Origin of the sequence: Marinobacterium alkalitolerans (genome assembly GCF_017776525.1) — a bacterium.
GTDB lineage: Bacteria > Pseudomonadota > Gammaproteobacteria > Pseudomonadales > Balneatricaceae > Marinobacterium > Marinobacterium alkalitolerans.
The window spans coordinates 42626-61703 of sequence record NZ_JACVEW010000021.1; the positions used below are offsets into that span (position 1 = coordinate 42626).

A 19078-nucleotide genomic window follows, 5' to 3' on the forward strand; every position below is an offset into this window, starting at 1 on the left:
TCCCGTTCTCTCAGAATAGCTTGAGTATACCTGTCATCCCCTGCCCCCTGCCATGCCGGCGGCGCATATTGCACCCCTGTCAGGCTGGCAGTAGTATGGTTCTCAATCAACGAGGAGGAGAGGCCATGCTCGAGAAATGTCGCAACGCCAAAGAACGCTGGGGCGGCGTCAGCACCATCATCGACCACTGGCTGGAAGAGCGCCAACAGCTGATTTCAGTGTTCGTGGCCATCCCGGGGCAGGAAGCCGGCGCAGCCCTGAACAGCTCGCTGACCGAGTTCTGCGACCTGCTGATGGATTACCTTTCCTCCGGACACTTTGAAGTGTACGAACAGCTGCTGCGCGAAGGCAGCGAGTTTGACGATGGCAGCCTGGAGCAGGCGCAGGAAATCTTCCCTCGCATTCAGCCCTCCACCGACAAGGCGCTGGACTTCAACGACAACTATGGTCAGCTGCAGGCGCCGACGCTGCGCCAGCTCTACCAGCTGTCACTGGATCTGTCCGAACTGGGTGAAGTGCTGGAAGAGCGCTTCGCGCTGGAAGATCAGCTGATCGAGACGCTGCACAACGCCCACAAGGATCTGGTCGAAGCTTCGTGATCATGCGCACCTGCCTTCTGGGCATCCTCTCTGCAGGCCTGCTGACCGGCTGTGGTCTGGGTGCCGATTCCGCCTCGGACACACTGGAAGTGACCGAAATGGGCGGGGCCTACTCCGCCGACCTGACCCCGAACGGCACCCACGCGGTCGTCGGCTCCGTCAATCATGGCGGCAGCCTCTGGGATCTGGATCAGCAGGCTCGCCAGTTCGACTGGAACCATCAGGCGGGCATCTTCACGGTGCTGCCCGCTGTCGATTTCTCCCCCAGTGGGCGTTTCGCCCTGACTGCCAATCCGCAGGACCTGGTGCTGTGGAATGTCACTACGGGCGCGGCAGAAGGCTTCTGGAGCTCCCCCGGTGAAATTCTGGATGCAGAGCTGTCACGCGATGGCAATTATGCGCTGCTGGGGCTGGCCAACCATGAAGCGGTCTATTTCGATGTTCGACGGGGCGGTATTCGTTCCAGCCTGCGCCACCCGGCCCGCATTCGCAGCGTGGCCCTGAGCAGTGACGAACGCACCGCACTGACCGGTGCTGATGATTATGTCGCCCGCCTCTGGGATCTGGAGTCCGGCGTTCAACTGCAAAGCATCACGCTGGGCAACACGGTCGATACCGTCGCTCTGGCACCCAACGGACGTCTGGCGTTCAGCTCCGGCAGTCTGGACCAGGCACTGGTGTGGAACGTTGAGACCGGTGAACCCGTGTTTCATCTGAGCGGTGATGAAAGCTTCTTTCCCAAACGGGTCAGCTATACCAGCGCCCGTTTTTCGACCAACAGTGACCAGCTGCTGACCGGCCGCGCCGATGGCACCGTTGAACTCTGGGATCTGAATCGACAGGCAGTGGTGAAGCGCTGGAAGGTTGAAAAGCGGGCATCCTACGGCCCTACCAGTACCAGTGTCATTGCCGTGCAGTTTGGCGGGGATGGTGCCAGCTGGCTGGCGGTTGGCACCAACGGCCTGGTGAACTGGTTACGCTGAGGGGAACGCAGGGCTACCGAAACCGGTTTTCGGCAGCCCCGAACGTGACTTACTCGGCTGCCGCCTCGTCTTCGGGATTGACTTCCAGCAGCTCAACTTCGAACACCAGCGTTTCGTTGGGTCCGATGGCATTGCCCATGCCACCCGGTCCGTACGCCAGTTCCGCCGGAATCACCAGACGGCTCTTGCCACCTTCCTTCATCAGCTGAAGGCCTTCGGTCCAGCCCGGGATAACACCATCCAGCGGGAAGGATACCGGCTCATTGCGGGCATAGGAGCTGTCGAACTGGGTGCCGTCGATCAGCTCACCACGGTAGTGTACCTTAACCGTATCACTGGCCTTGGGACTGGCGCCTTCACCGGCTTCAAGCTCTTCATACTGCAGGCCGGAATCCGTCACCTGTACGCCATCGCGCTTGGCGTTGTCATCCTGATAGGCCTTGCCCTTGTCCAGGTTGGCCTGTGCCAGTTCGGCCATGGCCTGACGCTGCTCTTCCATCTTGCGCGCCTGGAATGCCTGCATTACGGCGGCCATCTGTTCCTGATCCAGCAGGGGTGTCTCTTCGTTGTAGATCGCTTCCACACCCTGAGTAAAGGCGTCGATATCCAGATCATCCACATCAGCCTGAAGTCGCTCACCCAGAATCAGACCCAGGCTGTAGCTCAGTTTCTGCTGATCGGTTTCCAGCGTATCGGCCTGAACAACCGGTGCAGTCATCAGAGCACCGCCCAGGGCGATGGCCAGCATGCTTTTTCTCATCATGTTTATCCTTATCTCACGTGTATGTGCGTGCATCTCAAGGCGTTAGTACACCCGTCGGGTCGAAAGTTCAGCCCGTCTCGGGCATATGCAATGCGGCCCGGACCAGAGCGTCCAACAACTCTGCATCGGGTGCAACCCCCTCATGGTCGCAATAGGCAGCCAGATTGTCACCCATCAGTGTTGCAACCGGCTCCTGGCCGGTCATTGGTTGCGATATTTTGCTGACGCGATCATGAAGCAGCATCAGCTCTGCCTGCTCACAGGCCAGCTCGGCCTGTTTCAGGGCCTGATAACTGGCATCCAGCGCCGGGTCCTGTTCCCGCCGTTCACGCACTCGGTAGCGCAGCCGGCGCAGCGGAGACAGAACCTGTTCACGCCAGGGATCTGCCAGCAGCTGACTCCACTGCTCGGTCCCCAGCCTCACGCCCTGCCGACCTGCCCAGCACGCCAGCAGCAGCGCGTTGACCCCCGCGCCCTGTGCCTGCAGCTGCAGACACACCGACTCGATATCGGGTGCGGCATACAGCTCAAGTGCATAGCGCCACAGGGGATTTTCCGGTGTCATACTGGTACTATCTCCCGCCATGATTCAGATACAAGATCTTAGCCTACATCGCGGCGCCCAGGCGTTGCTAGAGCAGACCACACTGACCCTTCACGCCGGCTGGAAAGTCGGCATTGTGGGGGCCAATGGCGTGGGCAAATCATCCCTGTTCAAGCTGCTGCTGGGTGAGCTGCAGGCCGATGCCGGTGAGCTCAAGCTGCCGTCCAACCTGCGCATTGCACACATGGCGCAGGAGGTCGGCCATACGGACCGGACGGCGCTGGACTACGTTATTGACGGCGACCATCAACTGCGATCCGTACAGGCGCAACTGGCAGACGCGGAAGCACGCCACGAAGCCGAACGCATCGGCGAGTTGCATGCGGCGCTGGATGCACTGGACGGCTACAGCGCCGAGGCACGCGCTCAGCAGTTGCTGGCCGGGCTGGGATTTGTGCCCGGGGATGCCGAACGTCCCGTCAGCAGCTTTTCCGGCGGCTGGCGCATCCGCCTGAATCTGGCCAAGGCACTGATGTGCCCGTCTGACCTGCTGCTGCTCGACGAGCCCACCAACCACCTGGATCTGGATGCGACCATCTGGCTGGAGCAGTGGCTGCGCCAGTACCCCGGCACGCTGCTGCTGATCTCGCATGACCGGGATTTCCTCGACAACGTGGCCGCGTATATCGTGCATCAGGCACACCGCAGCCTGACCCTCTACAAGGGCAACTACACTGCATTCGAGCGCCTGCGCGCCGAGAAGCTGTCGCAGCAACAGGCTGCCTTCGAGAAGCAGCAGGCCCGGGTCGAGCAGATCGAGCAGTTCGTGCGCCGCTTTCGGGCCAAGGCTACCAAGGCCAAGCAGGCCCAGAGCCGCCTGAAAGAGCTGGAGCGCATGGAACAGATTGCGCCGGCCCACGTGGATTCACCGTTCAGCTTTCGCTTCGATACCAGTGAGAAGCTGTCCTCGCCCCTGCTCAGCCTGAACGAGGCGGACCTGGGCTACCCTGAACGCACCATTCTCAAGCAGCAGGCCCTGACGCTGCTGCCGGGCACCCGGATCGGCCTGCTCGGTGCCAATGGCGCCGGCAAATCCACTCTGATCAAAACCCTGGTGGGAGACCTGCCGCTGCTGACGGGTCAGCGCCAGGAAGGCGAGCACCTGCGCATTGGCTACTTTGCCCAGCACCAGCTGGAGGCGCTGGATATGAAAGCGTCCCCCTTTACCCACCTGCAGCGCATCAGCCCTGACGCAACCGATCAGGAACTGCGCAATTTTCTGGGCAGTTTCGGCTTCAACGGTGATGACGCACTGGACCCCGTAGGGCGTTTTTCGGGCGGCGAAAAGGCACGGGTGGCTCTGGCGCTGATCGCCTGGCAGAAGCCCAATCTGTTGCTGCTGGACGAGCCGACCAACCACCTGGATCTGGAAGTTCGCCATGCGTTGACGCTGGCGCTGCAGGGTTTTGAAGGCGCGCTTATTCTGGTCTCACACGACCGACACCTGCTGAGAAACACCGTGGACCAGTTCCTGCTGGTACACGATGGACAGATTGAAGAGTTCAAGGGTGATCTGGAGGACTACCATCGCTGGCTGGCACAGCAGCGCCGGGATGACCAGGCCCGGGAGAAGCCGGTGGTTCGTGATGACGCAGCACGCTCTCTGAGCGCGGCCGAGCGCAAGGAGCAAAAACGGCAACAGGCGGAACAGCGTGCACGTCTGCGTCCTCTGCGACAGGCGGTTGAGAAGCTGGAAAAGCAGATGGAAAAGCTGCAGTCACAACAGTCCGAGATCGAGACGGCACTGGCCGATACCGAGCTGTACGATGACAGTCGCAAGGACGAGCTCAAGCAGTGGCTGCAGCGTCAGGCCGAGGTCAGCCGGGATCTGGACGCTGTCGAAGCAGACTGGCTGGAACAGCAGGAAGCACTGGAAACGCTGGAGCAGTCACTGGAAGCGGGCTGATCTCAGCCGCGCTTCTTGAACATGCCGGACAGCTCCGCCAGGCTGTCGGCACTGCTGCACAGGTCGTCCAGACAGGCATTTACCTGAGCTTCATCCAGCCCCAGAGCTTCGGGCCAACCCTGCGGGCAGGCCGTATGCGGACCATCACTCAACCCCCGTGAGCGCAGCAAACGGCTGGACAGGTAGATCAGCTGTGCATAGATACGCTCATCCTCATCTGCATGCTCCGGTTCCTGTTGAAAGCGCACCGCAGCACAGACTTCAGATGGCAGCTTCCAGCTGTCCAGCAGCCAGCCCCCAATCTGCTCGCGGGTGACATGCAACACGGCCTGTTCTACCAGCCGCTGTTCCAGATGAGGGTTTGCCTCGATATAGCGCGACAAGCGCGAGAAATGCGGTGGAAACAGGTGTCCCAGCACCAGATAGCCGAAGTTGTGCAACAAGCCGCCCAGATACGCCAGCCCCGGACGCGGCTTGGGCTCCACCTTGGCATGACGCGCCAGCTGCTCGCACAGTGTGGCGGTATACACGGCCTGATCCCAATAGGAGACCGAGCCCCGGGGCGTATCCTCGGGCAGCTTCAGAACCTGCCCCATGGCCACACCCAGCGCCAGATTGATCACCAGATCAAACCCCAGCACACGGATAATGGCGTCTTCGATGGAGCGTACCTTGCCGGGAGCAGCATAGTAGGGAGAAGAGGCCCAGCCCATCACCTGAGCCGACAGGCTCGGATCCCGCTTCACGACCGGTACCAGGTCATCCACCCCGGCCCCGGCGTCGGAGCGCAGCTTCACGATCAGCTGCATGGTTTCCGACAGGCCCGGCAGACCCAGAGTATCTTCAAGGCGCTGCTGGACCCGCAGGCTGGTAAATCGCTCCACGGCACGGGTGATCACGGCCGCATCATCCGCACCGGCCGCCGCTTCACGGGGCTCCTGAGGCAGCACCGCAAAGTCGCCGCGTACCGCCTGCTCATGCCGGGGCAGGTGCGGTAGGCTGAAGCACCAGCCCGTGTGCGGCTCGTAGCCCTTTACCTCCGCCTCGGCATAGCCGCTGTCAATCGCCAGCGGCAGCGACAGCAGCTGCGTCAGGCCGGTTTCACTCTGAAGACCCGGCTGGTTGAAGAAGCGGCGCGCATCCTCTCCCTTGACCGGCTGCAGTTCACGACCGGTCAACTGACACAAACGGGACAGATCCAGCATCTTCCGTCCGGGCAGGAGCGCCAGCAGCTTACCGGCACGATCATGCAGCAGCACTATCCGGATTCCGGCGTCGGCCATTTCAATCAGGGGCTGAACTGATACTCCAACAGACAAGGTCTTCTCTCCGCTTGCGGGACTGGGTTAGGCTTCGTGGCCTGTATGCAGGATACTACTGCACTTTAGCCTACGCACAACAGGGGCCGGATACATTCACACAGATCAAGATTCCGACAGCCCCGATTAACAGGGCGCCCGCTCGCCGCAGCGGTTGATATCACAAGCGTCTATAGTGACATGAACGCATTTCGAGCCGGCCATGATGACCAGACGCCGGGTGGTGAATCGACACAGGAGAAAGATTGATGCGTATACCTCCCCTGCTGACAGGGCTGGCCTTTAGCCTGCTGCTGGCCAGCATGCCGGCCGCCGCCGTCAACGAGAATCTGGCTCCCGAACATGCGACCGGATGGCAGCAACCGGCATCGGTGATGGCTCAACACCAGCTGGTGGTCACGGCCCACCCTCTGGCGACTGAAGCCGGTTATCAGGTTCTGGAATCCGGCGGCAGTGCTGCGGATGCTGCTCTGGCCATTCAGGCCATGCTGACACTGGTGGAACCTCAGTCTTCCGGTATCGGCGGTGGCGCCTTCATGCTCTACTGGGATGCTCAAGCCCGCCGCCTGCAGGCGTTTGATGGCCGCGAAACCGCCCCCGCGGCTGCAGGGCAAGACCTGTTTCTGTCCCCTGACGGCACCCCCATGCGTTGGCATGAAGCACTGGTTGGCGCGCGCTCGGTGGGTACCCCGGGCGTACTGCGCATGCTGGAGCAGGTTCATGCACAACACGGTCGCCTGCCCTGGTCGCAGCCTCTGCAGCCGGCGATTCAGCAGGCCAGAGACGGCTTCCGGGTTGGTCCGCGCCTGCACCGATTGATCGCCAGTGAGATCAACCCGGGGCTGGGGCGCTATGCGGGCGCACGTGACTACTTTTTTACCCCTGAAGGCAACCCACTTCCGGTTGGTTACCTGCGCCGCAACCCGGCGCTGGCCGACTCTCTGGAGCTGATTGCCGAGCAGGGCGCTGATGCGTTCTATCAGGGCCCTCTTGTGGAGCAGATTCTGGGGGCTCTCAAACAGGCAGATGACAATCCGGGCACCCTGCAGGCACGGGACCTGGCAGAGTACCAGCCACGTGAACGTGAGCCGCTCTGCCGCCCCTACCACCAGTGGCAGGTCTGTGGCTTCCCGCCCCCGACTTCAGGCGGTGTCACGCTGCTGCAGATACTGGGATTGCTGGAAGGCTTTGAGCTCGCTCCCCTGTCCAAACCCGCCGACTTCAGTCACCTGTTCACCCAGGCCAGCCGACTGGCCTATGCCGATCGGGCCCGTTATCTGGCCGACAGTGACTTCGTGGACGTGCCGGTTGAGGGCCTGCTGTCGGATGACTATCTCGGCCAGCGGGCACGCCTGATCCAGCCGCAAACCGATATGGGTGAAGCCGTTGCCGGCACCCCTGAACCGCTGGAACGAGCCGATGACCAGTCCCCTGAGTTGCCGTCCACCAGCCACTTCGTGGTCCGCGACCGGAACGGCAACCTGGTATCCATGACCACCAGTATCGAAATGGCCTTTGGTTCGACCCTGATGGCCGGCGGCTTCCTGCTCAATAATCAGCTGACCGACTTCTCCTTTGTACCGGAACAGGAAGGACGGCCGGTGGCAAACCGGGTTCAGCCCGGCAAGCGTCCGCGCAGTTCCATGGCGCCGGTTATCGTGCTCAATACGGAAGGGGAGCCGGTCGCCGCGCTGGGTTCACCCGGTGGCAGTCGGATTATCAACTATGTAGCCGAGACACTGCTGCGCATGCTGCACAGCGACCAGTCCCTGCAGACACTGCTGGCACAGGGGCATGTGAGTAACCGCAACGGCCAAACCGAGCTGGAAGCAGGCACCAGCGCCGAACAGCTGCGCAGCGCACTGGAAGCACGCGGGCATCAGATTCGGGTACGTGACCTGAACTCAGGGCTGCATGTCATACGCAGGCAGCCGGATGGGCGCTGGGAGTCCGGTGTGGACCCCCGGCGGGAAGGTCAGGCAATGGGGGAATAATCCCCTATTGCCGGTGGATATGATTAACGGTGCTCAGGTTGCGCAGCTTGCGAATCACTCGCGCCAGATGCACACGGTTGAAGACGGTCAGCTCCATCTGCACGCTGCATAGCTGGCCATCACGTTCACCACTGTCGATCTTCAGCAGGTTGGCGCCCATATTGGCCGCCTCGGTTGCCAGATTGGCGATGATGCCGCGCTGCGACTCCACTTCCAGCAAGAGTCCCACCACAAACTCCTCGTCGTTGTTTTCCGGGTCGGACCACTCCAGATAGATGGTCTTTTCGGGGTTATCGCGCAGGTAGCCGATATTGCGGCACTCGGTACGGTGTACCACCAGCCCACGTCCACTGCTGATATGGCCGATAATGGCGTCGCCCGGAATCGGGTGACAGCAGCGGGCGTATTGCATCACCATGCCTTCGGTGCCACGAATGGCGAGCGGGCGTCCGGGCCCTTCCGTATCCAGTGCCTCATCCTCGCTGGACTCGGGCCGCAACCGGCGTGCGACCACGTAGGCCATGCGGTTGCCCATGCCGATATCTTCCAGCAGATCATCCAGCGAAGCGAAGTCCGCTTCATGCAGCAACTGCTGCAGCGCCTCCTGATCAACATCGTCCAGCGTAGCACTATAGTTGCCCAGGAACTGGGTCAGCAGGCGGCGTCCCAGCTCGATCGATTCGTTTCGCTGCTGGCTTTTCAGGAAATGACGGATACTGCTGCGCGCCTTGCCGGTCACCACGAAATTCAGCCAGGCCATGTTGGGCTGGGCTCTGGGTGTGGTGATGATTTCTACCGTCTGACCACTTTGCAGCGGCTCCGAGAGCGGTGCCAGGCGTCGATTGATACGACAGGAGACACAGGAGTTGCCGATATCCGTATGGACCGCGTACGCGAAATCCACCGGCGTCGCCCCACGGGGCAGCTCGAGTATGCGTCCCTTGGGGGTGAAGATATACACTTCGTCCGGGAACAGGTCTTTCTTCACGTTCTCGATGAACTCCATGGAGTCACCGGCGTTCTGCTGCATCTCCAGCAGCCCCTGTACCCATTTCCGCGCCCGGTTGTAGGATCCCAGTGCCGTTTCAGTGCTGCCCTTCACCTTGTAGTGGCTGTGCTCGGCAATGCCCTGACTGGCCACCGCATCCATGTCACGGGTGCGGATCTGTACCTCAATGGTCATGCCGCGCGCGCCAAACAGCACGGTATGCAGCGACTGGTAACCGTTCGCCTTGGGAATGGCGATATAGTCCTTGAACCCGCCCGGGACCGGCTTGTAGAGGTTATGCACGGCCCCCAGAATGCGATAGCAGTCATCGACCGAGTCGGTCACGACCCTGAACGCAAACACGTCCATGATGTCGGCAAAGGCCTTGCGCTGGACCTTCATCTTGCGATAGATGCTGTACAGGTGTTTCTCTCGACCGCTCACCTCGCCGCTCAGGCCTTCCTGATTGAGCCGGGCCTGCATGGTCTCACGGACCTGCTCGATGATGTCCTTGCGCTGGCCACGGGCGTGGACCACCGCTCGGCGGATACGTTTGGCCCGCATGGGGTAGTAGGACTGGAAAGCCAGATCCTCAAGCTCAACCTGCAGGTCACGCATCCCAAGACGTGCCGCGATCGGTGAGTAGATATCCAGCGTTTCGCGGGCAATGCGGCGCTGCTTGTCCGGGCGCATGGCCCCCAGCGTACGCATGTTGTGCAGCCGGTCTGCCAGCTTGACCAGAATGACGCGGATATCCTCCGCCATCGCCAGCACCATTTTCTGGAAGTTTTCCGCCTGTGCCTCGGCCTTGGTTTCAAATTCCAGGTGGGTCAGCTTGGAGACGCCATCCACGATATCGGCAACGGTCGTACCGAACTGGCTCTCAATACCGCCATAGTCGATTTCGGTATCTTCAATCACGTCGTGCAGCATGGCCGCCATCAGGCTTTGATGGTCCATGTGCATGCCGGCCAGCACATTGGCGACCGCCAGAGGGTGGGTCACATAGGGTTCACCACTCTTACGCCGCTGGCCGTCGTGCGCCTGCTCGGCATAAAAGTAGGCACGCCGTACGCGCGCTATCTGATCATTGTTCAGATAGTGCTCAAGGCGATGTGAAAGGGCGTCTATCGTCGGCATCACGTCTCCGCTTGGGATCAAGGGTCGGCACGCGCCGACCGTTCACCCCTGATGATGCCGTATTGCGGGCTTCAGGAAAAGATCAGGCCTGTTCCTGATCGTCCATAGCGGTCTGGTCGACCAGATTTTCTGCGATTTCACGCAGTGCGACCACGGTCGGCTTGTCGTTTTCCCACTCGACCTTCGGGTCCTGGCCACCTACGGCGATCTGGCGCGCACGCTTGGACGCAACCATCACCAGCTCAAAGCGGTTATCAACGTTTTCCAGACAATCTTCAACGGTTACTCGTGCCATTGCGACCTCGAACAGGGTTGGTACCAATAAAATGACAGGATAGTTTACGGGGGTTTCAGCCCTCAGACAATAGCTCGGCCAGCAGGTCGGCCTGCTTTTGCTGCTGAACCTGCTGGCGCAAGCGACGTGCCTTGAACAAGCTCGCCAATTGATCCAGCGCCTGCTCAAAGTCGTCATTGATCAGGAGGTAGTCATATTCGGGGTAGTGGCTCATTTCACTGGTCGCCTCGGCCATGCGGCCCGCGATCACCTCTTCGCTGTCCTGGCCACGTGCGTTCAAACGTTCCCGCAGTGCCGCACGACTGGGTGGCAGAATAAAGACGGTGACCGCTTCAGGCATCAGGTGGCGCACCTGCTCGGCTCCCTGCCAGTCGATCTCCAGGATCACGTCCAGACCGGCCCGAAGCTGGTCACGGACCCACTGCTGGGAGGTGCCGTACTTGTTGCCGAAGACCTCTGCATATTCCAGAAACTGCCCTTCTTCGATCAGGGCATTGAAGGCGTCCATGGTGACAAAGTTGTAGTCCACGCCGTCCTGCTCACCCGGCCGCATGGCGCGCGTGGTATGGGAGACGGAAACTACGACCTGCTGATCCTGCTGCAACAGGGCTTTTACCAGGCTGGTTTTACCCGCACCGGAAGGTGCAGAGAGAATATAAAGGGTACCGGCGAGTTGAGTCATCGATCTTTCCGAAGCTGTCAGCCAAAGCGCGCACTATAGCCCGAGGGCTGAGTGTGATCAAACCACCAGCACCGGACAGTGAGCATGGCCGGCCACGCGCTGGGAGACGCTCCCCATCAACATGCCATCCACATCACCCGAGGTACCACGGCTGCCCATGACGATCAGATCCACATCTTTCTCCCGGGCGAAGTGAATGATGGTGCGCGAAGGACGACCGGCTTTGACAAAGCCGCGCAAGCGCTCGGCATGGTGCTTCGAAGCATGCTCACGTGCATGATCCACGACCTCACGCGCATATTGGCGCAGCGCATCATCCGGAATCTGCATGTCCTCGGGACGCAACGTGGTCAGCGAGGCTTCAAACAGACTGTGGTGCTTGAACACACAGAGCAGCATGATTTCGGCGTGGGTCAGCTTCTGCAGCTCAACCGCTTTATCCAGCGCCTCCAGCGCTTTCACGGAACCGTCGACCGGCACCAGGATTCGCTTGAACATAGTCTCTCCATGGTCGCGCGTGACCGGCCTTACTTGAAGGCCAGGTCACGCAGGAAAAGTGCAATCTGCGGGAACATGATCAACATCGCTGCTGCCAGTACCAGCATGAACACAAAAGGCGGAGTCCCCCGAATCACTTCCATGTAGGGCCGCTTGAAGATCGCGATCGCCGTAAAGATGTCACAGCCGAATGGCGGCGTGGCAGACCCAATGGCCACCTGAAGGGTGATCAAGACCCCGACCAGGACCGGATCCAGACCGGCCGACTCCACCACCGGAGCAAAAATCGGCACCAGCACCAGAATGACAACAATCGGGTCCACGAACATGCAGCCGATAAAGAACGCAATTGAAATCGCGATCAGTACACCGGTGGGACTGGCCTCGGCCAACCCAATGGATCCCAGAATGGTTTGCGGAATCTGGGCAAAGGAGATGATCCAGGAGAACGAGGCACCCGCTGCCACCAGAATGAATACAACCGCGGTAATCAGCCCTGTCGATTTGGCAATCTTGTACAGTTCAACCGGCTTGAGCGCACGGAAGACGATAAACTCGAGGATCACGGCATAGAGCACACAGACGGCGGCAGCCTCCGTCGGGCTGAAGATGCCGCCATAGATACCGCCCACGATGATCACGGGGAAACCCAGCGGCCAGATGGCGTTGCGCACTGAGGCCCAGCGCTCGCTCCAGGTGGCTTTCTCTTCCGTCGGGACCTTGTGGATGGTGGCGTAGATATAGCTGTAGAGGGCGAACATGCCCAGAATAAGCAGGCCCGGCCCGATACCGGCAATGAACAGTTCGGAAATGGAGGTATTTGAAACCACCCCGTAAATGATCATGCCGATACTGGGCGGAATCAGGAAGGCAATGTCACTGGAGTTGATGATCAACGCCAGGACGAAGTTGTCCTTGTAGCCCGCCTTGAGCATTTTGGGGCGCAGTGGCGAGCCGACAGCCACAACCGTTGCCTGAGTAGAGCCGGAAACTGCACCAAACAGGGTACAGGCCGTGGCCGTACTGATGGCGAGGCCCCCTTTTACATGGCCAATGAACTTCATCACCATTTCGATCAGCCGGTCGGCGGAGTGGCCTCGCGTCATGATATCGGCAGCCAGAATGAACATGGGCACGGCGATCAGCGAAGCAGGCCGGATGCCCGCCATGAACTGTTGAATCATGAAGTTCATCTGATCAAAACCGCCGAACATCGAGTAGAAACCAATGAAGGCCGCCACGATCAGCGGAATCATCATTGGAAAGCCCAGAAGCAACAGCACTATCATTGTGCTGACCATAATGGCTGTCATGTGCGTACTCCTGTACAGCCGAGGCCGGGCTCAGACCTCGGTTTCATCATCATCATACCCGTCCAGGACCTGGGTCGAGAGGTACACATCTCGTGACACCAGGTTCTTCAGGGCCGTCAACAGGTACTGGATGCCCGTAACCGCCAACCCGAGCGGCACCCAGAGGAAAATCCACCAGACGGGAATTTGCAGCGACGGCAGGATTCGCCCCGAATCTGCAACGCTGCCGATATAGCGCACTGAGAAAAAGGTCAGTGCAAACATCACCATCGCCGTGACGAAGGCGATAAACACCATCATCCATTTGCGGGCAGAGGTAGGCAGGGCATCAAAAATGGCAGACATGCGAATGTGCCGGCCATGACGGGCCGCATATCCTATGCCGGCAAAGGTGATCATAACGATCAGAATTCGGTTGACCTCTTCGGTAAAGAAAAGGCTGTTCTGGAACACGAAGCGACCTACCACGTTGGCCACTGTGTTAAACGCCATCAGGAGCACACCCGCCCCCAGCATCAGCGCTTCGGCACGTCCGAGCCAGGCATCGATCCAGCCCAGGGGGCCGGGCAATGTCGACTCATGCCTCATCGATTGGTTATCGGACATGAATGTCACCTTGTACGAGGGCCGGCATCATGCCAGCCCTCGGAGCAGCATTACTGAGCCTGAGCGGCTTTGAGGTCCTTCTTGAACTGCTCCAGCAGCGCCTGGCCGCTGTCGCCGGTCATTTCGATAAACTTCTTCTCAACTTCCTGTGCAGCATCACGGAACGGCTGACGCTGCTCTTCAGTCAAGCGTACGACTTCCATTTCAGGCTTCTGCTCCAGGATTTTCTCCAGCGAGCGTTCACCCAGACCTTTCTGGTATTCCATGATGTAGTTGAAGGCGCTATCCATCGCGTCCTGCACCAGCTTCTGATCTTCTGCCGGCAGGCCATCATAGAAGTTCTTGTTCGCCATGACGGCTGTAGTGAAGTTGTTGTGGCCGGTGAATGTGATGACGTCGGTCACCTCATACATCTTGGCTGACTCAACCCAGAACAGCGGGTTTTCCTGACCCTGAATGATGTTGGTCTGGAGACCACCGTATACTTCACCCCAGGGCAGCGGTGTCGGCGTCGCACCGAAGGCCTTGTAGGACTCAACCAGCAGCGGGTTGGTCATGACACGCACCTTCACGCCATCCAGGTCCGCCGGCTTGTCGAACGGCTCCTGAGTGGTCACGACCACTTCACCTTCAGGGAACATTTTCAGCAGTTCCAGGCCGTGTTCAGCGTAGGTTTCCTTGAAGTCTTCGTTGATCGCCTTGCTGTTGCGGAAGAAGTGATCCAGCGCAGCATGCGTTTCCGGCAGCAGGTAAGGGATGAAGAAAATCTGTGCTTCCGGGATCAGGGAGCCGGTAAAACCGGGCGACTGGTCAACGAACTGCAACAGGCCAGCCTGAGTCTGTTCCATGATGTCGGCTGATTCACCCAGCGTACCGTAGGGGAACAGCTGAATGCTGTGATCGGAGTTGGCTTCAATGTGCTCTTTGAACTTGGTTGCGAAAACGCCCTGCACGTCAGTGATGGCCTCTTCGAAAGCGTAACGCCAGGTAGCGGCTTCCGCTGTCATCGTTGCACCCAGTGTGGCCATTGCAACCGTGCAGGCGCCCACCAGTTTTTTCAGCTTTGTCATATCAGATCTCCAATCTTCAATTGATTGCACTGCTTCCCTTTCAGAGAGTGTGACCAGTGCCTTAGAGCTTACACACAAGCCAAATGTTTAGCATATCTATTGATATCATTTCAAAAAAATGGCGTTTTTTTTAGGAAAATCATCTCAATAGCCCTCAAAAATGCCAGCCAATTGGCGCTGTCAGGCGTTTACGCCCTGTCGGCGACTTCAGATCCCGGCTCATTAAATAGCATCGCAATGAAAACTATTGCCGCAAGCTGAGCGCCGTTCTAGAAGCAGTGTAGAACAGGAATTGGAAACGTGAGCCGACGCATCGGCTCAGTCTGAAGGCAGGGAGTGTGTATGAGCCGCTATTCGATGTTCTGGATCTGCTCGCGCATCTGCTCGATCAGAACCTTCAGCTCGACGGCACTTCGGGTGGTATTGGCCACGATTGATTTGGACGACAGGGTATTGGCTTCCCGGTTCAGCTCCTGCATCAGGAAGTCCAGCCGTCGCCCGACCGGGCCTGACTGCTCCAGCACGCGGTACACTTCCTGCACATGCGTATCCAGCCGATCCAGTTCTTCATCAACATCTGCCTTTTGCGCAATCAGCACAATCTCCTGCTCCAGGCGGGCCGGATCCAGCTCGGCACTCAGATCAGCCAATTTCTGCTTGAGGCTGTTACGCTGCGCCTTGAGAATCTCCGGCATCAGCTGCCGTACATCCGCAACCGTCTGACTGACCCCCTGCAGGCGCGCATGGATCAGCTGTTTCAGCTCATCCCCCTCACGCTCACGGCCGGCAATCAGGTCGTCCAGCGCCTTGTCGAACAGGGCTGTTGCCGCTTTTCGGATCAACGCCATATCCAGTGCGTTTTCGACCACCACACCCGGCCAGGCCAGCAGCTCGAGAGGATTGACCCCCTGCAGCTCAAGCCCTGTCTGGCTGAGCTGGCGTGTGGCGGCCGCGACCTCCTCAAGACGACGGTGATCAATCTGCAAACTGGCCTGGGACTGCTCAGGTACAAACCTCAGGGTGGCTTCCACCTTGCCCCGGCTGATGCGTTTTCGCAGACGTTCACGCAGCACGCCTTCGATATCCCGCAGCGAGTCCGGCAAGCGGAAATGCGGTTCCAGATAGCGATGGTTCACAGAACGCAGCTCCCAGGTCAGGGCTCCCCAGGCATGCTGCTCTTCCTGCCGGGTGAACGCGGTCATGCTTCGTGTCATATTGATGCGATCTCTATTAGAATTGAGCTTTGTGATCATTTTAACAGCCTGGCAACAACCGTGCGTAAACAGGCCGATGAAGACAAGGGTAGATACGAATGAGCTCGAGCTTTTCTGAACAGCTGGAAAATCTAGGACTGAACAAAATGCGCCCCAGCGGACGCCAGCCCGACCAGCTGAGGGAGGTCAAGATCACCCGCAATTTCACCCGGCACGCAGAAGGTTCGGTATTGGTGGAGTTTGGTGATACCAAGGTGATCTGTACCGCCAGCGTTGATCGAGGCGTGCCCCGCTTCCTGCGCGGCAGTGGATCCGGCTGGGTAACCGCAGAATACGGCATGCTGCCCCGCTCTACCAACACCCGCTCTGACCGGGAAGCCGCACGTGGCAAGCAGAGTGGCCGCACCATCGAAATTCAACGCCTGATTGGCCGCTCCCTGCGCGCAGCGCTGGATCTGAACAAGCTGGGTGAGAACACCATTACGATCGACTGTGATGTCATTCAGGCCGATGGCGGCACACGTACCGCTTCAATCACGGGTGCCTGCGTGGCGCTTATGGATGCCATCGCGGTACTCAAGAAAGACAAAAACGGCGCCATGAAAGGCAACCCGATCAAGCACATGATTGCCGCTGTATCCGTCGGCATCTACAAGGGCGAGCCGGTGCTGGATCTGGATTATGCCGAAGATTCCTCAGCCGAGACCGACATGAATGTCATCATGAACGACAAGGATGGCTTCATCGAAGTGCAGGGCACGGCTGAAGCGGCGCCCTACTCGCAGGACGAGCTCAATGCGATGCTCTCACTGGCACGCAAGGGTATCAGCGAACTGGTGGAGCTGCAGAAGCAGGCGCTGGAAGGCTGATCCAGCAGGGCCGCCATGATCGTCAATGGCGGCCCTGTGGTTCAAATTTCGATGTCGTAATCGATGGTGAGCGGGGCGTGCTCGGAAAAGCGCTCATCGCGGTAGATACGGGCGCTCTTGACGGTCTTGCGCAGATTCGCTGTCGTGACCTGGTAGTCGAGTCGTGCACCTTCGTTCAACGTCCAGGCACGATTGTAATCAGGCCACCAGGTATACTGCCGCTCCGCCTTGTTAACCTGACGGAAAGCATCCACGTAACCCATTTCACCCAGCACTTCTTCAATCCACTCACGCTCTTCAGCCAGAAAACCGGATACACGCTGGTTCACATACCAGTTGCTCAGATCAACCGGCTTGTGCGCGATATTGAACGTACCCGCAAAGATAAATTCACGGCGCTTGCGCAGGGTTTTCTTCAGATGCCCCATGAACAGCTCAAGGTACTCCATCTTGCCCGCCTGGGCTTCTTCACTGCGCAGGCCCGAAGGGATGGTCATGGAGCTGACACTGACCTTGTCGAAGTCTGCCTGAATAAAGCGGCCGTTGAAGTCGCACTGTTCAAACCCCAGCCCGGTCATGATCGCCTTCGGCAGATGGCGGGTGTAGATCGCCACACCGCTGAAACCATCTTCAAAGGCGTCGAAGAAGTAGGCGTGGTAGCCATCAGGATGATAGCGATCACCATCCAGCTGATACTCTTTTGCCTTCAAATTCTGCAGACATACAACATCAGCATCCTGTTTGACCATCCAGTCAAAAAAGCCCTTGTCTGCAGCCTGTTCAATACCCTGAGTATTGAAGGTGATCACACGCATAGCGTCTTAGCCCCGTTGAGCGTATTCGAACGAATCTGGGATGGAAAGGTAAACGCGAATTGTACCCAGTGCCGTGCCGAATTTGAAATTTTTCTATACCCCCGGGCTGCACGCTGCAACCCGCAAAAGGTATTATTACGTCGTTTAATATAACTGCTGCGGAGAGGCTGATGCTGGATTATCAACGAGAGTTTATTAAGTTTGCGCTGGAGAAACAGGTACTCCGCTTTGGCGAATTTACACTCAAGTCAGGTCGCAAAAGCCCCTACTTCTTCAATGCCGGCCTGTTCAACTCAGGGCAGGCACTGGCCAAGCTTGGTCGCTTCTATGCCGCTGCACTGAACAATGCGGGTATTGAGTACGATGTCATGCTCGGCCCGGCCTACAAGGGTATTCCTCTTGCCGCCGCGACCAGCGTCGCACTGGCCAACGACTATGACCAGGATGTGCCCTATGTGTTCAACCGCAAGGAAGCCAAGGACCATGGTGAAGGCGGCAATCTGGTAGGTGCTCCCCTGGAAGGCCGCGTACTGATTATCGACGATGTCATTACGGCCGGGACCGCCATTCGTGAGGTGATGGCGATCATCGAACAGGCCGGTGCAACCCCTGCCGCCACATTGATTGCGCTGGACCGTCAGGAAAAGGGCAAGGCGGAGCTCTCTGCAATTCAGGAAGTCGAACGCGACTACAATATGCCGGTTATCAGCATCATCACGCTGAACGATCTGGCCGAGTACCTGAAAGAACAGGGCAACATGGAAGCGGAGCTCGAGGCTATCCAGGCTTATCGTGCGCAGTACGGTGTCGCCTGACGCCGATTTTAGGAGTTTTTCCTATATACCCTCAGACAACGCATGGCTACCATGCACTAGAGGTTCACAGGGAGTGACACGTTGAATGGAAGCGAGCCTCTAGCCTGCACAGGACCGTGCAGCGGCTGACACGGATGTCAGTGACAGGGCCCCCGGGCAAGGGATGCGTCGGGGCCCTTCATTTCGTCTCAAGCCTCAGTGTTTATCCACAGCTTCGTTACGCTGCGCTGTTCAACCCGGCGCATCACCTCTGAGCCTGAAGCACTCTCACCCTTGCCTTACGTCCTGCACAACGCACACCGGACGCTACCGAGACCTGCAAGCCGTACTCACCTGGTAGCCACCTATCCACAGGCGATTTTCGTGCAGACCGTTGCGGTGAATGAGCCCGCCCCTGTTAAAACCATCCACAGCTCGCTCAATCCAGGCATCCTTGTAAGCCGTGGATAACATATGTCGTGTGAGCAGGTCATTCACCCTTGGTCGGCGATCGCTCATCCCTTCGGCTCAGTTTTTTCTTCCAGCTAAAACGCAAAAACCCCGGCCTCAACGAGACCGGGGTTTTCACTTAATTAAATGCTTGGCGATGACCTACTCTCACATGG

Annotated in this window: 18 protein-coding genes; 6 read left to right on the top strand and 12 right to left on the bottom strand. The window is 58.9% G+C overall.

Annotated features, from left to right (window positions below; genetic code table 11):
* Window positions 1-125: 125 nt before the first annotated feature.
* The gene (gene rsd, locus H9C73_RS12875) at window positions 126-599 is read left to right on the top strand and encodes a sigma D regulator (RefSeq protein ID WP_209288307.1); all 474 of its coding nucleotides are present in this window, start codon (window positions 126-128) and stop codon (window positions 597-599) included.
* 2 nt (window positions 600-601) lie between these two features.
* A complete protein-coding gene (locus tag H9C73_RS12880; protein WP_236014270.1) occupies window positions 602-1582 on the top strand; it encodes a WD40 repeat domain-containing protein in 981 nt (326 codons plus the stop codon).
* A 49-nt stretch (window positions 1583-1631) separates the two neighbouring features.
* On the opposite strand, the gene H9C73_RS12885 is transcribed toward H9C73_RS12880, so the two are convergent.
* On the bottom strand, window positions 1632-2342 hold the full coding sequence (locus tag H9C73_RS12885) for an FKBP-type peptidyl-prolyl cis-trans isomerase (protein WP_209288322.1): 711 nt from the start codon (window positions 2340-2342) through the stop codon (window positions 1632-1634).
* 70 nt (window positions 2343-2412) lie between these two features.
* A complete protein-coding gene (locus H9C73_RS12890; RefSeq protein ID WP_209288309.1) occupies window positions 2413-2910 on the bottom strand; it encodes a TIGR02444 family protein in 498 nt (165 codons plus the stop codon).
* 19 nt (window positions 2911-2929) lie between these two features.
* Here H9C73_RS12890 and H9C73_RS12895 point away from each other — a divergent pair, with 19 nt between their 5' ends.
* Window positions 2930-4855, top strand: coding sequence for an ATP-binding cassette domain-containing protein (locus tag H9C73_RS12895; RefSeq protein ID WP_209288310.1), 1926 nt, complete (start codon window positions 2930-2932; stop codon window positions 4853-4855).
* Between the two features lie 2 nt (window positions 4856-4857).
* On the opposite strand, the gene H9C73_RS12900 is transcribed toward H9C73_RS12895, so the two are convergent.
* Window positions 4858-6174, bottom strand: coding sequence for an HDOD domain-containing protein (locus tag H9C73_RS12900; RefSeq protein ID WP_236014271.1), 1317 nt, complete (start codon window positions 6172-6174; stop codon window positions 4858-4860).
* A gap of 248 nt (window positions 6175-6422) precedes the next feature.
* Here H9C73_RS12900 and ggt point away from each other — a divergent pair, with 248 nt between their 5' ends.
* Window positions 6423-8168: a gamma-glutamyltransferase gene (ggt, locus tag H9C73_RS12905; protein WP_209288311.1), complete on the top strand. Its 1746-nt coding sequence runs from the start codon at window positions 6423-6425 to the stop codon at window positions 8166-8168.
* Window positions 8169-8172: 4 nt separating this feature from the next.
* Here the strand turns inward: ggt and spoT are convergent, their stop codons facing one another.
* From spoT to H9C73_RS12945, 8 genes are all read right to left on the bottom strand, one after another.
* Window positions 8173-10296, bottom strand: coding sequence for a bifunctional GTP diphosphokinase/guanosine-3',5'-bis pyrophosphate 3'-pyrophosphohydrolase (spoT, locus tag H9C73_RS12910; protein WP_209288312.1), 2124 nt, complete (start codon window positions 10294-10296; stop codon window positions 8173-8175).
* An 82-nt stretch (window positions 10297-10378) separates the two neighbouring features.
* The gene (gene rpoZ / locus H9C73_RS12915; RefSeq protein WP_209288313.1) at window positions 10379-10591 is read right to left on the bottom strand and encodes a DNA-directed RNA polymerase subunit omega; all 213 of its coding nucleotides are present in this window, start codon (window positions 10589-10591) and stop codon (window positions 10379-10381) included.
* A 55-nt stretch (window positions 10592-10646) separates the two neighbouring features.
* On the bottom strand, window positions 10647-11273 hold the full coding sequence (gene gmk / locus H9C73_RS12920; protein ID WP_209288314.1) for a guanylate kinase: 627 nt from the start codon (window positions 11271-11273) through the stop codon (window positions 10647-10649).
* A gap of 57 nt (window positions 11274-11330) precedes the next feature.
* Window positions 11331-11771, bottom strand: coding sequence for a universal stress protein (locus H9C73_RS12925; RefSeq protein WP_209288315.1), 441 nt, complete (start codon window positions 11769-11771; stop codon window positions 11331-11333).
* Window positions 11772-11800: 29 nt separating this feature from the next.
* Entirely contained in the window at window positions 11801-13084 is a 1284-nt protein-coding gene (locus H9C73_RS12930) for a TRAP transporter large permease (RefSeq protein ID WP_209288316.1), read from the bottom strand.
* A gap of 30 nt (window positions 13085-13114) precedes the next feature.
* Complete coding sequence (locus tag H9C73_RS12935) at window positions 13115-13690, bottom strand: TRAP transporter small permease (protein WP_209288317.1); 576 nt, start codon at window positions 13688-13690, stop codon at window positions 13115-13117.
* 50 nt (window positions 13691-13740) lie between these two features.
* Window positions 13741-14760: a TRAP transporter substrate-binding protein gene (locus H9C73_RS12940; protein ID WP_209288318.1), complete on the bottom strand. Its 1020-nt coding sequence runs from the start codon at window positions 14758-14760 to the stop codon at window positions 13741-13743.
* Window positions 14761-15110: 350 nt separating this feature from the next.
* Window positions 15111-15974 carry a YicC/YloC family endoribonuclease gene (locus H9C73_RS12945; protein WP_209288319.1) on the bottom strand — a complete coding sequence of 288 codons (864 nt, stop codon included), beginning with the start codon at window positions 15972-15974 and terminating at the stop codon, window positions 15111-15113.
* Between the two features lie 98 nt (window positions 15975-16072).
* On the opposite strand from H9C73_RS12945, the gene rph reads away from it, so the two are divergent.
* Complete coding sequence (gene rph, locus H9C73_RS12950; protein WP_328797981.1) at window positions 16073-16843, top strand: ribonuclease PH; 771 nt, start codon at window positions 16073-16075, stop codon at window positions 16841-16843.
* A 41-nt stretch (window positions 16844-16884) separates the two neighbouring features.
* Here rph and H9C73_RS12955 read toward each other — a convergent pair whose 3' ends face one another.
* Entirely contained in the window at window positions 16885-17658 is a 774-nt protein-coding gene (locus H9C73_RS12955) for an exodeoxyribonuclease III (protein WP_209288320.1), read from the bottom strand.
* Window positions 17659-17828: 170 nt separating this feature from the next.
* Here H9C73_RS12955 and pyrE point away from each other — a divergent pair, with 170 nt between their 5' ends.
* Complete coding sequence (pyrE, locus tag H9C73_RS12960; RefSeq protein ID WP_209288321.1) at window positions 17829-18473, top strand: orotate phosphoribosyltransferase; 645 nt, start codon at window positions 17829-17831, stop codon at window positions 18471-18473.
* The last annotated feature ends 605 nt before the right edge of the window (window positions 18474-19078 follow it).